Below are 14921 nucleotides of genomic sequence, written 5' to 3'. Positions count from 1 at the left end.
GATCGATTCCTCCCTCGGTTCATGCTTCGGTCGCGGCGGCCGTTCTCCCGGCTTCTCGCCGCGTCTCACTCGGCGGGCTTCGCCCGGCCGAACCCCCTTCGGAAGCCGAAACGCGCCATCAGTGCGGCGCGCCGATGCGGCTCCTCGACGGTCAGATAGAAGATGATGGCGATCAGGAAGATCAGGCCCTGCACGGTGCGCACCCAGGCGCCGGTGAGGCCCGAGGCGACGAGCCCGGCTTCCAGCATGCCGATGATGAAACAGCCGAACACGGTGCCGATCACCGTTGCCCGGCCGCCGAAGATCGAGGTGCCGCCGATCAGCACCGAGGCGATCGCGGTGAGCAGATAGCCCTGGCCCTGATTGCCGAAGAAATTCTTGTTCTCGAGCGTCAGAAAGATCGCGGCGAGGCCGGCGAGGCCGCCCATCAGCGTGAAGAGCTTGATCTTCTCGCGGTCGACATCGATGCCGACGACGCGCGAGACGGCGTTCGAATCGCCGATGAAGAGGACATGCTCGCCGAAGCGGTGGCGGTTGAGCACCAGCCAGAGGAAGGCCGCGATGAGCGCCGTCCACACCGCCTGCAGCGAGATCTGGTTGAGCCAGAGCGGCGCGCCGGCGCCGAAATCGAGGCGGCCGACCAGCACCTGCCAGACGCTCGAATCCTCCGCGCCGCGCAGCGCATAGGACTTGCCCCCCGACAGCACGGTCGCCATGCCGGCCCAGAAGAACTGCGTGCCGAGCGTCGCGATGAAGGAGGGGAGGCCGACCTTGGCGATCAGCAGGCCGTTGACGAAGCCGACGAGGAGGCCTGCGGCGAGCGCGGCGATCACGGCGATCCAGCCGAGTTGGTATTCCTTGAACAACACGGCGAAGACGAAGCCGGAAAAGGCGATGATCGCCGGGAAGGAAAGGTCGATCTCGCCCGCGCCGATCACATAGGTGAGGCCGACGGCCAGCAGAACGAGCGGCGGCAGGGTCGACAGGAAGGTCGTGTAGATGAAGGGCGAGAGGAAGACGCTCGGCGCGGTATACATGAACAGGCCGAGCAGGCAGAGGAAGACGAGAATGATCGGCAGACCCTCGATCCCGCCGGCGGTACCGCGTCCCATCTCAATGCGCCTTCTGCAGGTCGATCAGGAACTCGGTGAGCGCGCTGACCGACATGTCGCGCGGCGCGATCTCGGCGACGACCCGGCCACGATCGAGCACGACCAGCCGGTCGGCGACCTCGTGCACATGGGCGAGGTTGTGTTCGATATAGACGCAGGCGCGTCCTGATTCCTTGATCCGTCTGACGAAATCGAGAACCTTGCGCACCTCCTTGACGGCGAGGGCGACGGTCGGCTCGTCGAGTACGATGAGGTCGGAATTGTAGTGCATCGCCCGGCCGATCGCGATGCCCTGTCGCTCGCCGCCCGAGAGCTGCGCCACCGTCGAGTCGACCGTGATGCCGACGCCGCGGAATCCGATCGAGTTGAGGAGGATGTCCTCCGCGATCTTCTTCTGCCGCTTGATGTCGATGAAGCCGAAGCGGTTGGTGATCTGCCGGCCGACGAAGAAGTTGCGCCAGAGCGGCTGCTTCTCGGCGAGAGATTTGTCCTGGTAGACTGTTTCGATCGCGAGGTCGTGCGCCATGCGGACCGAGTAGTCGCCGAGATCGACGGCGCGATCGCGAATGAAGATGCGGCCCGATGTCGGCGCGAGAACGCCGGTCATCACCTTGATGAGGGTCGATTTTCCGGCGCCGTTGTCGCCGATCAGGCCGACGATCTCGTTGCGGCCGATCGAAAGATCGATGTCGCGCAGCGCATGGATCGAGCCGAAATATTTCTGGACGCCCTCGAGACGCACGATGTCGCGAAAGCCGGCGGCCGGTGCGACCGCCGCGTCCGGTGTCTCAGTCAACGGCTTCTCCTCCCCGAGAAAGCGCGCGATGGACGATGCAAACCGAGATGCGGCGCGCATCTTCGGCGCGTCCGGTCTCGCGGATCACGGCCGGGTCGTTGCGCCGGCCGCGCTCTCCTCTCAAATCATCGTATGAACCGGGGCGTGTCAAGGTGGTAAAGCTCGCGCAGGCCGGGGGCTCGACGAGGCGTCCGGCCGGGAGAGGCGGGGGACACCCCTCCGGAGGACGGATTGATGGCGGGGAGGGCGCGGCGTAGAAGCGAGGAAAGGGACGAGGAAACGTGAAACGCCCATGTTCGAGCGGATCCTGATCGCCAATCGCGGCGAAATCGCCTGTCGCATCATCAGGACCGCCCGGCGCATGGGCATCGAGACGGTCGCCGTCCATTCCGACGCCGATCGCGATGCGGTCCATGTCGAGATGGCCGATCTCGCCGTGCCGATCGGGCCGGCGCCCGCAGCGCAGTCCTATCTGGTGATCGAGCGGCTCGTCGAGGCGGCGCGGCAGACGGGGGCGGACGCGGTCCACCCGGGCTATGGCTTCCTGTCGGAGCGCGCCGCCTTCGCGCAGGCGCTCGCCGAGGCCGGCATCGCGTTCATCGGGCCGAACCCTGTCGCCATCGAGGCGATGGGCGACAAGATCGAATCGAAGCGCAAGGCCGCTGCCGCCGGCGTGTCGACCGTGCCCGGCCATATCGGCGTCATCGAGAGCGCCGCCGAAGCCGCGGTGATCGCCGCGGAGATCGGCTATCCTGTGATGATAAAGGCCTCGGCGGGGGGCGGCGGCAAGGGCATGCGCATCGCCCGCTCGGCCGCCGAGGTCGAGGAGGGTTTTCGGCTCGCGAAATCGGAGGCGCGCTCGTCCTTCGGCGACGACCGCGTCTTCCTCGAGAAGTTCATCGAGAATCCGCGCCACATCGAGATCCAGGTGCTCGGCGACAAGCACGGCAATCTCATCCATCTCGGCGAGCGGGAATGCTCGATCCAGCGGCGCAATCAGAAGGTGGTCGAGGAATCGCCCTCGCCCTTCGTCGATCCGGCGATGCGCGCCGCGATGGGGGCGCAGGCGGTCGCGCTCGCCGCGGCGGTCGGCTATGATTCGGCCGGCACGGTCGAGTTCGTCGTCGGCGGCGACCGCGGCTTCTATTTCCTCGAGATGAACACCCGGCTGCAGGTCGAGCATCCGGTGACCGAACTCGTCACCGGCATCGATCTCGTCGAGCAGATGATCCGCGTCGCGGCCGGGGAGCGGCTGGCGATCCGCCAGAAGGACGTGCGCCTCGACGGCTGGGCGATCGAGAGCCGTATCTATGCCGAGGATCCCTATCGCAACTTCCTGCCCTCGACCGGGCGGCTCACGCGTTATCGCCCGCCGGCCGCCGAGGCGGAGGGCGGCGTGACGGTGCGCAACGACACCGGTGTGACGGAAGGATCCGAGATCTCCGTCTATTACGACCCGATGGTGGCGAAGCTGTCGACGCACGCGCCGACCCGCGAGGAGGCGATCGATGCGATGGCCGCGGCGCTCGACGGCTTCGTCGTCGACGGCATCCGTCACAACATCCCCTTCCTCTCCGCCCTGATGGCGCATCCGCGCTTCCGCGAAGGCGCGCTGTCGACCGGCTTCATCGCCGAGGAATATCCCGACGGCTTCGCGCCGGTCGCGCTCGAGCCCGGGGAGCGGCACCGGCTCGCCGCGGTGGCGCTCGCGATTGGCCTTCTCGAGGAAGAGCGGCGGGCCCGGCTGCCGGGCCGGCTCGCGCCGCCCTCGGGCGCCTGGCGGACCGACTGGGTGGTGCGGCTCGGCGAGGAGCGGATCGCGCTGTCGACACCCGACGGCATCGCCGCAACCCCGCTCGAGATCGATGTCCTGCTGCCCGGCGCGGACCGGCCGGTCACCGTCGCCTCGCGCTGGACGCCCGGCGAGCCCGTGTGGAGCGGCACGATCGACGGGGAGCCGGTCGCCGTCCAGCTGCGCCCGGCGGTCGCCGGCTTCCGGCTTTCCTGGCGCGGCGCCGACCTCCACGCGCGGCTGATGACGCCCGCCGTCGCCGCGCTCGATGCGCTCATGCCGAAGAAGGCGCCGCCCGACACCTCCCGCCTTCTCCTCTGTCCGATGCCCGGCCTCGTCGTGTCGATCGCCGTCGCGGTCGGCCAGGAGGTGAAGGCGGGCGAGCCGCTCGCCACCGTCGAGGCGATGAAGATGGAGAACGTGCTCAGGGCGGAGCGCGATCTCGTCGTCGAAACGATCCTTGCGAAACCCGGCGACAGCCTCGCGGTCGACGCCGTGATCATGCAGTTCGCCTGAACGGAGTCCTTGCCGCATGGCGCGTCCCGCCGTCCTCCTCGATCTCGACGGAACCCTGACCGACCCCTATCCCGGCATCACCGGCTCGATCGCCTATGCCTTCGAGACGCTCGGCCGGCCGCGGCCGGAGGAGGCGGCGCTGCGGGCGATGATCGGCCCGCCGCTCGAAGCCGCGTTCCAGGCGATGCTCGACGGCGACCCCCTCCTCGCCAAGGAGGCGCTGCGGCTCTATCGCGAACGCTACGCGCCGATCGGTCTTTACGAGAACCTCGTCTTCCCCGGCATTCCCGAGGCGCTCGCCGCGCTCAAGGCGGCCGGCCTGACGCTCACAACGGCGAGCTCGAAGCCGCGGCCCTATGTCGAGACGATCCTCGCCCATTTCGGCCTGATCGATTTCTTCGACGCCGTGCACGGCTCGGAGTTCGACGGCACCCGCGTCGACAAGGCCGAGGTGATCGCCCATGTGCTGGCGCAGCAGGGGATCGACCCCGCCGCCGCGGTGATGATCGGCGACCGCATGCACGATGTCGCCGGCGCGCGCGCGAACGGCCTGCCGGTGATCGGCGTCGCCTGGGGCTATGGCTCGGAGGCGGAGTTCGCGGCCGAGCCGCCGGACGTGATGATCGCCGCGGTGGCGGAGCTGCCGCCGACGGTCTTCCGCCTGCTCGGGCTCGGGGTCGCGGCGTGAGGAGCGTGCGCGTCGTCGTTTCGGGGCGGGTGCAGGGCGTCGGCTATCGCGCCTGGGCGGTCGAGGAGGCGGGCGCACGCGACCTCGCCGGCTGGGTGCGCAACCGGCGCGACGGCACGGTCGAGGCGCTTCTCTCCGGCGCCGGAGAGGCCGTCGCGGCGATGCTCGTCGCCTGCCGCGAGGGACCGCGCGCCGCCCGCGTCGACACGGTGGTGATCGAGGAGGCGGAGCCGCCGGGCGATACGGATTTTCGCGTCCTGCCGACGCTCTGAGCGGCCGCCGTCGCCTGCAGGGCCGCGCCCGCACAGGCGGGTGGCGCCGGCGCGATACGCCGGCACCCTTCGCTAAGGCCGAGCCGTTACTTCAGCCAGGCGTCGTAGTCGGCGACGAGGAGGTGCAGCGGCGCCTCGTCCTCCTCGATGGCGGCAAAGCGGCCGATCGGCTCGCGGAAGATGTTGTCGGTCAGGTCGTCATTGACGGTCGAAACCTCGCCGATCAGCACGTCCGCGCCTTCGCCCCAGAAGGCGTGCCAGACGCCGGGCAGCAGCGTGACGCTCTCGCCAGGCGCGAGCTCGAGCTTGCCGCCCGCCGGCAGTTTGCGGATCACGCCGTCGGTCGGCACGGTGACCTCGGCCTTCTCGTCGATGCCGCCCTCGGCGTCGGGCATGAACAGCTCGATGACGAGCGTGCCGCCGCCGCGGTTGATGATGTCCTCGGCCTTGATGTTGTGCCGGTGCATCGGCGAGATCTGATCCTGCCGCGAGATCATGATCTTTTCCGCGTAGAGCATGCCCTTGCCGCGGGCGAGATCGGCCTGGTTGCCGTTGCGCGCGGTGAACAGGAACAGGCCGAGCCGGTCGAAATCGCCGGCGCCGTAATCGGTGATGTCCCAGCCGAGCCGGGCGTCGATGACGCCGCGCGCGGTCTCCTTGCGCGCCTTGAACTCGTCCGGCGTCCAATAGGCGAAGGGCGGCAACACCGTCCCGAAGGAGCGGATGAAGTCGTCCGCTGCGCGCATGATCTCGTTGACGCGGGAGCGTTTCATGAGCGGTTCCTCTCTCGTCGGGCCGGCTCGCCCGTTGCGGCGGACCTTACGGCCTCGCAAGGGCTTGCGGAAGAGGGCTCACGCAGGGAAGACGCGCCACTTGGTCGGCCGGAAGGCGATCGTCCCTGAGGCCGGCCGCGGCACGTCGACGGCGACGTCGATCTCCGCCCGGTGGCGGCCCGCGCCCACCTCGACCTCGAGCCGCCGCATGCCGCCGTGCCGCCGTTCGGAGAGGATCGGCCCGGAAAGCGCCGGACCTTCGGAGACGATCGCGACGTCGTGCGGCCGGAAGCCGAGCGTCGCCTTGCCGTGCGTTGCGCCGAGCGCGGCGAGGTCGAGGCTCGCCCCGTCCAGCGTCACCGTGCCGTCGGCGATCTCGACCGGCACGAAGGAGGATTCGCCGATGAAGCCGAAGACGAAGGGGCTCGCCGGCGCGTCATAGATCTGGTCCGGCGTGCCGACCTGCTCGATCCGGCCCTTCGACATCACGACGACCCGGTCGGCGAGTTCGAGCGCTTCGTCCTGGTCGTGGGTGACGAAGAACGTCGTATGGCCGGTGCGGTCGTGGATCTCGCGCAGCCAGCGGCGGAGGTCCTTGCGCACCTGCGCATCGAGCGCGCCGAACGGTTCGTCGAGCAGCAGCACGCGCGGCTCGATGGCGAGCGCGCGGGCGAGCGCGACGCGCTGGCGCTGGCCGCCGGAGAGCTGGTTCGGATAGCGCCGCTCGAGCCCGGCAAGCTGGACGAGATCGAGCAGCGCGAGCACGCGGCGGCGGATCTCGGCCTTCGGCGGGCGCCGGTCGCGGGGCCGCACGGTGAGGCCGAAGGCGATGTTGTCGAACACCGTCATGTTGCGGAACAGGGCGTAGTGCTGGAACACGAAGCCGATGTTGCGCTGCTGCACGGTGAGCTGGAGCGCGTCCTCGCCGTCGAAGAGCACGCGCCCGCCGGTCGGCGCGTCGAGCCCGGCGAGGATGCGCAGGAGCGTCGTCTTGCCGGAGCCGGAAGGGCCGAGCAGGGCGACGAGTTCGCCCGGCGCGACGTCGAGCGAGACGCCGTGCAGCGCCGGCGTGTCGCCGAACGCCTTCGCCACCGATTCGACCGTCACACGAATGGCCGGTCCTTCGGTCTCTCCGAGCGCCACGGCCTCGGCCGGACGGATGTCGGGTCTCGCGTTCATCGAAGCCTCAATGCTTGCGGGTGGCGGCGATTTCGTCGGCATAGTGCCACTCCAGCAGCGATTTCACTGCCAGCGTCACGAGCGCGAGCGCGGCGAGCAGCGACGCCACGGCGAAGGCGGCGGCGAAGTTATACTCGTTGTAGAGGATCTCGACATGCAACGGCATGGTGTTGGTGAGGCCGCGAATATGGCCGGACACCACCGACACCGCGCCGAACTCGCCCATCGCGCGGGCGTTGCAGAGCAGCACGCCGTAGAGCAGCGCCCATTTGACGTTCGGCAGGGTGACCCGGAAGAAGGTCTGCCAGCCCGATGCGCCGAGCGAAAGCGCTGCCTCCTCGTCGCCGCGGCCCTGCGATTCCATCAGCGGGATCAACTCGCGAGCGACGAAGGGGAAGGTGACGAAGATGGTGGCGAGCACGATGCCCGGCACCGCGAAGATCACCTGGATGCCGGCGCTCTTGAACAGGGGCCCGAGCCAGCTGTGCGCCCCGAACAGCAGCACGTAGATCAGGCCCGAGATCACCGGGGAGACCGAAAAGGGCAGATCGATCAGCGTGTTGAGGAGGCTCTTGCCGCGGAAATCGAACTTCGCGATGGCCCAGGACGCGGCGATGCCGAAGACGAGATTGGCGGGCACCGCAATCGCCGCGACGAAGAGGGTGAGCCGGATCGCCGCGGCGGCGTCGGGCTCGACCAGCGCCGTCCAGTAGGCGGCCGCCCCGCCGCGCAGCGCCTCGACGAAGACGGCGACGAGCGGCAGGAGCAGGAACAGGCCGAGAAAAGCGATGCCGACGAGGACGAGCGCGATCCGCACCGGCGCCCGCTCGGTGGTCACCCGGCGGAAGCGCACGGCCGCGGCGCCCGGCAGGCGCGCGGTGGTGAACTCGGCGTCAGACATCGCCGAACCTCCTGCGGCTCCAGGCCTGGACGAGATTGATCGCGAAGAGCAGCGCGAAGGCGATCAGGAGCATCACCACGGCGATCGTCGCGGCCGCGGGATAGGAGAATTCTTCCAGCCGGATGACGATCAGCAGCGGTGCGATCTCGGTCCGGTACGGGCTGTTGCCGGCGATGAAGATGACCGAGCCGTATTCGCCGACGGCCCGGGCGAAGGCGAGGGCGAAGCCGGTCGTCAGGGCCGGCAGGATGGCCGGCAGCACGACGCGGCGCACCGTCTGCAGCCGCGTCGCGCCGAGGGTCGCGGCCATCTCCTCGGTCTCGCGGTCGAAATCCTCGAGCACCGGCTGCACCGAGCGCACGACGAAGGGCAGCCCGATGAAGACGAGCGCGATCATGATGCCGATCGGGGTGTAGGCTATGCGGATGCCGAAGGGCGCCAGCAGCGAGCCGATCCAGCCGTTCGGTGCGTAGAGCGCTGTGAGCGCGATGCCGGCGACGGCCGTCGGCAGCGCAAAGGGCAGGTCGATCACCGCGTCGACCAGCCGCCGGCCGGGGAAGCGGTAGCGCACCAGCACCCAGGCGAGGATCAGGCCGAACACGACGTTGACGAGCGCGGCGACGAGGGACGCGCCGAAGGACAGCCGGAGCGCGGCGAGGGTCCGTTCGTCGGTGGCGATCCGCCAGAACTCGGCCGGGCCGAGCGACGCCGAGCGCAGGAACAGCGCGGCGAGCGGGATCAGCACGACGAGGCCGAGATAGGTTACGGTAAAGCCGAGCGCCAACCCGAATCCCGGGATGACGCTCGGCTTTCTCAGGCTGGCGATGGTCGTGGCGGCCATCGTCTCTCCATCAAAGGGGCGGTCGCAGGGCGGGCCGTCTCGTTCGGCCGGTTAAGCGGAGGTCAACCTCGGATCGGCGCAATTCACTTGGTCGGCTTGTAGATCTGGTCGAACACGCCGCCATCGCCGAAATGGGTCGGCTGTGCTTTCGCCCATCCGCCGAACTGCGGATCGTCGATGGTGACGAGATCGATCTTCGGGAAACGCTCGAGCAGGGCTTTGTCGGCGACCTTCTCCGGCTCGGACGGCCGGTAATAGTGCTTCGCCGCGATCGTCTGGCCTTCTTCCGAGTAGAGATAGGTCAGATAGGCCTCGGCCTGCTTGCGGCTGCCCTTCTCGTCGACATTGCCGTCGACCACCGCGACCGGGGGCTCGGCGAGGATCGAGAGCGGCGGCACGACGATCTCGAACTGGTCCGGGCCGAGTTCCTCGAGCGCCAGGAAGGCCTCGTTCTCCCAGGCGAGCAGCACATCGCCGATGCCGCGCTGGGCGAAGGTCGTGGTCGAGCCGCGCGCGCCGGTATCGAGCACGGGGACGTGCCTGTAGAGTGTCGCGACGAAATCGCGGGTCTTCGCCTCGTCATTGCCGAACGCCTTGTTGGCGTAGGCCCAGGCGGCGAGATAATTCCAGCGGGCGCCGCCGGAGGTCTTCGGGTTCGGCGTGATCACTTCGACGCCGTCCTTGATCAGGTCGCCCCAGTCCTTGATCCCTTTCGGATTGCCCTTGCGGACGAGGAAGACGATGGTCGAGGTGTAGGGCGCCGAATTGTGCGGCAGGCGGCCGCGCCAGTCGGCGGCGATCTTGCCGCTCCCCTTGGCGATGGCATCGATGTCCGCTTCCAGCGCCAGCGTCACCACGTCTGCGTCGAGACCGTCGATCACCGACCGGGCCTGCTTGCCGGAGCCGCCATGCGACACCTGAACGGTGACCGTCTCGCCGGTTTCCTGCTTCCAATGCGCGGCGAAGGCGGTGTTGTAGTCCTTGTAGAGCTCGCGGGTCGGGTCGTAGCTGACATTGAGCAGCGCGACATCGGCGAAGGCGGGCGGCAGGGCGACGGACAGGCCGAGCGCCAGGGCGGCGAGGAACGGCGCGGCCCGGCGGCGAAGACGGGTGGAGGTCATGGCCATGAGGTGGCCTCCCTGATTGATGACCCGTTCATCTCGACATAGGTGGTCGGCAATTTCAAACTATGCCGATAGGCTCGGGAGGAGGCTAGAGAGAAAATCCTTCTCGGCAACCTCAAGCCACGAAAACGGATTCTCGATCGGCGGGATTGTCGGCCGTTTCGTCGCCGCGCAGGGCGTCGGCGAGGGTGGTGGCATCGAACAGCAGCAGCTGCGCGGCATAGGTGTCGGCGAAGATCCGTCGCACCGCGCAGGTCTTCTCGTCGGCGCAATCCGCACAGGGCTGGTAGGCGGTGCGCGAGATGCAGGAGAGCGGCGCGATCGGCCCGTCGATCGCCCGCAGCACCTGGCCGAGCGTGATCTCGGCGGGCGATTTCAGCATGGTATAACCCCCCGCGCGTCCACGCCGGCTGACGATGAGGCCGCGCCGCTTCAGGTCGAGCAGAATGTGTTCGAGAAACTTGCGCGGCACCCCCGCTTCGCGGGCGATCTCGTCGATCTGCACCGTGGCGCCCGTGGGCTGGCGGGCGAGATGGATCAGCGCCTTGAAGGCGTATTTGGCTTTCTGAGAGATCATCGGTCTGCCCGGGGTGAAAATTCCCTATATCCGATCGGTTCGATCGTGGAAACACGCGAGGCCGCGCCGACCGGCCGCGGCGGCGCCGCTATGAGGCGCTCTTTCGATCGGGTAGACAGGGCATCTTCGTCTCTATCGCCCCTCCGCGGAGGACCTTTCGCTTGAAGATGATTGTGACCGGCGCCGCCGGCTTCATCGGGTTCCACACGGCGGGCGCGGCGCTCCGGCGCGGCGATACGGTGATCGGCTACGACAATCTGAATGCCTATTATGATCCGCGTTTGAAGGCGGCCCGGCTCGCGCTCCTTTCCGCTCATCCGCGCTTCCGTTTCGTCGAGGGGGATGTCGCCGATCCGGCGGCGATGAACGCGCTCGTCGCCGCCGAGCCCGACTGCACGGCGATCGTGCATCTCGCGGCGCAGGCGGGCGTCGCCTATTCGATCGAGAACCCGCTCGCCTATGTGCAGTCGAACGTCGCCGGGCAGGTGGTGGTGTTCGAGGCGGCGCGCCGGCTCTCGGGGCTTCGGCAGGTCGTCTACGCCTCCTCCTCCTCGGTCTACGGCGCCAACGAGGCGACGCCGTTCCGGGAGACGGACCGGGTCGATCAGCCGGTGTCGCTCTATGCCGCGACCAAGCGGGCGGGGGAACTGATCGCCCGCACTTACGCCCATGTGCACGGCATCGCCTCGACGGGGCTGCGCTTCTTCACCGTTTACGGTCCCTATGGCCGGCCCGACATGGCGCCCTGGCTCTTCACCGAGGCGATCATGGCCGGGCGGCCGATCACCCTCTTCAACGAGGGGCGGATGCGGCGGGATTTCACCTTCGTCGATGACGTGGTGGCGGGGACGCTCGCCGCGGTCGACCGGACGCCGGAGCCGGCCGAGACGCGGCTTTTCAATCTCGGCAACAACCGGCCGGTCGAGCTCAGGACCTTCGTCGCCGCGATCGAGCGGGCGGTCGGCCGGGCGGCGACGATCGTCGAGGCGCCGATGCGGCCGGCCGATGTGGTCGAGACCTGCGCCGACATCGAGACGAGCGCCGCCGAGCTCGGCTATCGGCCGCGCACCCCGCTCGAGGAGGGCATACCGCGCTTCGTCGACTGGTATCGGGGTTGGTCGAACGGCGTTCCGGAGGGCTGACGCGGCCCGATGGTGAAGCCGAACACCCGCTTCAAGGAAACCGCCAACCGCTTGATGGCGCTCGCTTCCGAGGTCGGCGCCGGTGGCGCGCTGCCGTCCGAGACGGCGCTCGCCGACCGCCTCGGGGTGAGCCGGACGACGGTGCGGGCGGGGCTCGGCCGGCTCGCCGAGGCCGGCATCCTCGCCGTCGACGGCCGGGCGAAGGCGGTGAAGCGGGCGCCGCGGGCCGACGAATTCTTCCCCGAGGCGGAGACCACATCGACCGCGGTGCTCGTCGAACGGGCCTTCATGGCGATCATCGAGCGGGGCGATTTCCGGCCCGGCCACCCGGTCAACGAGCTCGATTTCGCGCGCCGGATCGGCACCTCGACCTCGGCGGTGCGGGAATTCCTGATGCGGTTTTCCCGCTTCCGGCTGATCGAGAAGAGGCCGCGCGGCGGATGGGTTCTGAAGGGTGTGACGAAGAGTTTCGCCACCGAACTCGCCGATATCCGCGAGATGTACGAGTATTTCTCGGTCCGTGCCTTCCTTGAACTGCCCAAGGAGCATGCTCTCTGGCAGAAGCTCGACCGACTGGAGGCGCGGCATCACGAGCTGGCGGCGGCGATCGACACGCGGTGGCCGGAATTCTCCGATCTCGATGACGCCTTTCATCGGACGATCCATGAGGCTTCGTCGAACCGGTTCATACACGATTTCTACGACATCATTTCATTCATCTTCCACTATCACTACCAGTGGAAGAAGCAGGACGAACGCCGGCGCAACGCCTCGGCGATCGCCGAGCATCTCGCCTATATCGATGCGCTGCGCGCCGGCGACCGGGACAGGCTGACGATGGCGGTTTCCCGCCATCTCGCCTCGGCGCGGACGACGCTGATGCGCTCCGTCGACGAGGCGGCGGACGGCCCTTCGGGCCTGCCACCTTCGTCTACTCCCTGAGCGCGGAATCCGGCCTCTGCGGCTGGACGAGGACGAACACCGCGCCGGTCAGACGGTGAGCACGGCCTTGATCAGGCCGCGCCCGTCGGCGAGCCAGGCCGGCATCGCCTCCGGCAGGTCGTCGAGCGCGGCGCGGTGCGTGTTGATCGCGTCGACCGGGACCGCGCCCGCCTTCATCGCCGCGACGACGGTCTCGAAATCGGCCTTCAGCGCGTTGCGGCTGCCGACGATCTTCATTTCGCGCTTGTGCAACTCAGGGTCGTCGAAGCCGATACGGTCCTTGACGATCGAGACGAAGACGAGCGAGCCGCCATGGGCGACGAAGCCGATGCCGCCCTCCATCGCGCGGGCATTGCCGGTGGCGTCGAAGACGAGGTCGTAGAAGTCGCCGCCGGTCGCCCGCCGCGCCGCCTCGATCGCGTCGGCGCCGGCGCGGATCGGGTCGGCGAAGCCGAACGTGCCGGCCGCCTTGTCGAGGCGCTCCTCGGAGGTGTCCATCATGGTGACCTCGGCTCCGGCGAGGCGGGCGAAGAGGGCGGTGCCGAGGCCGATCGGGCCGGCGCCGACGACGAGCGCCCGGTCGCCCGGCTTCGCCTCGGACCGGCGGACGGCATGGGCACCGATCGCCAGGAACTCGACCATCGCCGCATCGCGCAGCGACAGGCCCTCGGCCGGATAGAGGTTCTGGGCCGGCACGACGATCCGCTCGCACATGCCGCCATCGGTGTGGACACCGAGCACCTTGATCGCGACGCAGCAGTTCGGCTTGCCCTTGCGGCAGGCGATGCAACTGCCGCAGGCGAGATAGGGGTTGACGATCACCGCGTCGCCGGCGGCGAAGCGGCCGTCCTCGGAGGGCTCGGCCACCGTGCCGGACAGTTCGTGGCCCATGACGCGCGGATAGGCGAGGTAGGGGTGCTTGCCGGCGAAGATGTGGAAGTCGGTGCCGCAGACGCCGACATGGCGGATGTCGACCGACACCCAGCCCGCCGGGCGCTCCGGCCGGTCCCGCTCGATGGCGGCGAGCCGGCCCGGCTCTTCGCAGATGATCGCGCGCATCGCGGTTTCTCCCTCTTCGATCCCTGCTCTTTATCGATAACCGGATGCAGCGTCATCCCCGTCTTCCGGGCCCGACGGGCGCCTAGGGTGGCGGCACTTCGCGCTCGACGGGCGGGCCGAGCACTTCGGTCCGGCAGACGCCGATGACGGTCTGGAGCCGGTCCTGTCCGGTCGGGGTCAGCATGCCGGCGACCGCCGGACCGAGCTCGCCGGCCTCGCGCAGCCCGTCGACGATGCAGGCGCAATAGGGCCGGCAGACGCTGTCCGGCTGGCCGTTCGCGCCGCACGCCGCCTCGCACTGGCTGCGGAACTCGGTCACGCCGTGATTGGGCAGGATCACGGTCGCGGTGACGAAAGCGAGGCCGATGAGGATCGGCTGGTGGACGAGATAGACGATCAGCGAGTGCCGGCCGGCGAAGGCGAGGGGGCGGAATGGGCGGGGGAGGCCGACCGCGGCGAGGCGGCGGTCGAGACCGCCCGCGATCATCAGCCGGCCGAAGAGGAGGCCGGCGAGCACGAGGCCGAACCAGGGGAAGACCGGCACATAGTCGAAGGAGGGCGGTGGCGTCGGCGCGAGGCCGACCCACCAGAGCGGCGGGGCCGAGAAGACCGCATGCCGCCAGAAGAAGGGGAGGGCGAAGACGACCGCCGCGGCGAGCCCGACAAGGGAAAGCGGCGCGGCGAGGAAGGGGATGGCGAGGAGGCTCGCGAGCGCGATCTCGTGCAGGATGCCGAAGAAGACGAAGCCTTCCCCCATCACGAAATAGGTCGCCGCCGTGACGAGGACGGCAGCGAGCGCGATCATGCCGGTGCGCCGCAGATAGGGCCGCCAGCGCAGGCCGTTCCGCGTCGCGAGGGCGAGCGCCGCGCCGGAGAGGAGGAGGAAGGTGCCGGCGATCAGCCGGGCGAAGATCCGCCAGCCGCCTTCGTTGACGTCGATCGCGACGAGGCGGAAGAACGAAAGGTCCCAGGCGCCGTGATAGATCGCCATGGCGACGAGGGCGCCGCCGCGCACCAGATCGAGGAGGGCGATTCGCGGTCCGCGGGGCGCCGAAGCCGGCGTCAGGTCGGCGTGCCGGCGGAGGAAGTCCGGCGCTACGGCCGGTTCTGCTGCGTCATTCACGTGCATGCTTCCCAAACAGGCAGCCGGCCCCTAGGCTCCGGCGCGACCGGGTCTCTCGGGGCCGGGTCTCTTTTCCCCGGGTCA

At 68.8% G+C, this 14921-nt stretch carries 15 protein-coding genes; 5 read left to right on the top strand and 10 right to left on the bottom strand.

Going from position 1 to position 14921, the window contains the following annotated elements; all coding sequences use genetic code 11:
- Positions 1–65: 65 nt before the first annotated feature.
- Positions 66–1112, bottom strand: a complete 1047-nt coding sequence (locus GGQ63_RS16235; protein WP_183857661.1) for an ABC transporter permease — start codon at positions 1110–1112, stop codon at positions 66–68.
- 1 nt (position 1113) lies between these two features.
- Positions 1114–1908, bottom strand: coding sequence for an ATP-binding cassette domain-containing protein (locus GGQ63_RS16230; RefSeq protein WP_210308547.1), 795 nt, complete (start codon positions 1906–1908; stop codon positions 1114–1116).
- Between the two features lie 292 nt (positions 1909–2200).
- Here GGQ63_RS16230 and GGQ63_RS16225 point away from each other — a divergent pair, with 292 nt between their 5' ends.
- Genes GGQ63_RS16225 through GGQ63_RS16215 form a run of 3 tightly spaced genes read left to right on the top strand, consistent with a single transcriptional unit; the run spans position 2201 to position 5176 of the window.
- On the top strand, positions 2201–4216 hold the full coding sequence (locus tag GGQ63_RS16225) for an acetyl-CoA carboxylase biotin carboxylase subunit (protein WP_183857659.1): 2016 nt from the start codon (positions 2201–2203) through the stop codon (positions 4214–4216).
- Positions 4217–4232: 16 nt separating this feature from the next.
- Positions 4233–4904: an HAD hydrolase-like protein gene (locus GGQ63_RS16220; RefSeq protein ID WP_183857658.1), complete on the top strand. Its 672-nt coding sequence runs from the start codon at positions 4233–4235 to the stop codon at positions 4902–4904.
- Positions 4901–5176, top strand: coding sequence for an acylphosphatase (locus GGQ63_RS16215; protein ID WP_183857657.1), 276 nt, complete (start codon positions 4901–4903; stop codon positions 5174–5176). Before GGQ63_RS16220 ends, GGQ63_RS16215 begins: the two co-directional genes overlap by 4 nt.
- An 86-nt stretch (positions 5177–5262) precedes the next feature.
- On the opposite strand, the gene GGQ63_RS16210 is transcribed toward GGQ63_RS16215, so the two are convergent.
- The 6 genes from GGQ63_RS16210 to GGQ63_RS16185 all read right to left on the bottom strand — a co-directional run bounded on the left by GGQ63_RS16210 (position 5263) and on the right by GGQ63_RS16185 (position 10571).
- Complete coding sequence (locus GGQ63_RS16210) at positions 5263–5949, bottom strand: D-lyxose/D-mannose family sugar isomerase (RefSeq protein ID WP_183857656.1); 687 nt, start codon at positions 5947–5949, stop codon at positions 5263–5265.
- A 78-nt stretch (positions 5950–6027) separates the two neighbouring features.
- Complete coding sequence (locus GGQ63_RS16205; protein ID WP_425502084.1) at positions 6028–7062, bottom strand: sulfate/molybdate ABC transporter ATP-binding protein; 1035 nt, start codon at positions 7060–7062, stop codon at positions 6028–6030.
- Positions 7063–7135: 73 nt separating this feature from the next.
- Complete coding sequence (cysW, locus tag GGQ63_RS16200; protein ID WP_183857654.1) at positions 7136–8029, bottom strand: sulfate ABC transporter permease subunit CysW; 894 nt, start codon at positions 8027–8029, stop codon at positions 7136–7138.
- On the bottom strand, positions 8022–8870 hold the full coding sequence (gene cysT / locus GGQ63_RS16195) for a sulfate ABC transporter permease subunit CysT (protein WP_183857653.1): 849 nt from the start codon (positions 8868–8870) through the stop codon (positions 8022–8024). The genes cysW and cysT overlap by 8 nt, the downstream gene beginning before the upstream one ends.
- A gap of 83 nt (positions 8871–8953) precedes the next feature.
- Positions 8954–9991 (bottom strand): sulfate ABC transporter substrate-binding protein, encoded by a 1038-nt coding sequence (locus GGQ63_RS16190; RefSeq protein WP_183857790.1) that lies wholly within the window; start codon positions 9989–9991, stop codon positions 8954–8956.
- Between the two features lie 118 nt (positions 9992–10109).
- A complete protein-coding gene (locus GGQ63_RS16185) occupies positions 10110–10571 on the bottom strand; it encodes an RrF2 family transcriptional regulator (RefSeq protein WP_183857652.1) in 462 nt (153 codons plus the stop codon).
- 161 nt (positions 10572–10732) lie between these two features.
- Between GGQ63_RS16185 and GGQ63_RS16180 the strand changes: the two genes are divergently transcribed.
- A complete protein-coding gene (locus GGQ63_RS16180) occupies positions 10733–11713 on the top strand; it encodes an NAD-dependent epimerase/dehydratase family protein (RefSeq protein WP_183857651.1) in 981 nt (326 codons plus the stop codon).
- Between the two features lie 9 nt (positions 11714–11722).
- Positions 11723–12655, top strand: a complete 933-nt coding sequence (locus tag GGQ63_RS16175) for a GntR family transcriptional regulator (RefSeq protein ID WP_183857650.1) — start codon at positions 11723–11725, stop codon at positions 12653–12655.
- Positions 12656–12703: 48 nt separating this feature from the next.
- On the opposite strand, the gene GGQ63_RS16170 is transcribed toward GGQ63_RS16175, so the two are convergent.
- Positions 12704–13714: a zinc-binding alcohol dehydrogenase family protein gene (locus GGQ63_RS16170; protein ID WP_183857649.1), complete on the bottom strand. Its 1011-nt coding sequence runs from the start codon at positions 13712–13714 to the stop codon at positions 12704–12706.
- A gap of 82 nt (positions 13715–13796) precedes the next feature.
- Entirely contained in the window at positions 13797–14837 is a 1041-nt protein-coding gene (locus tag GGQ63_RS16165; RefSeq protein WP_183857648.1) for a heparan-alpha-glucosaminide N-acetyltransferase domain-containing protein, read from the bottom strand.
- Positions 14838–14921 lie beyond the last annotated feature (84 nt).

This window comes from Prosthecomicrobium pneumaticum (genome assembly GCF_014199915.1).
GTDB lineage: Bacteria > Pseudomonadota > Alphaproteobacteria > Rhizobiales > Kaistiaceae > Prosthecomicrobium > Prosthecomicrobium pneumaticum.
The sequence above is the reverse complement of the archived record's forward strand: the minus strand, read 5'-3'. Positions and strand labels throughout refer to the sequence as shown.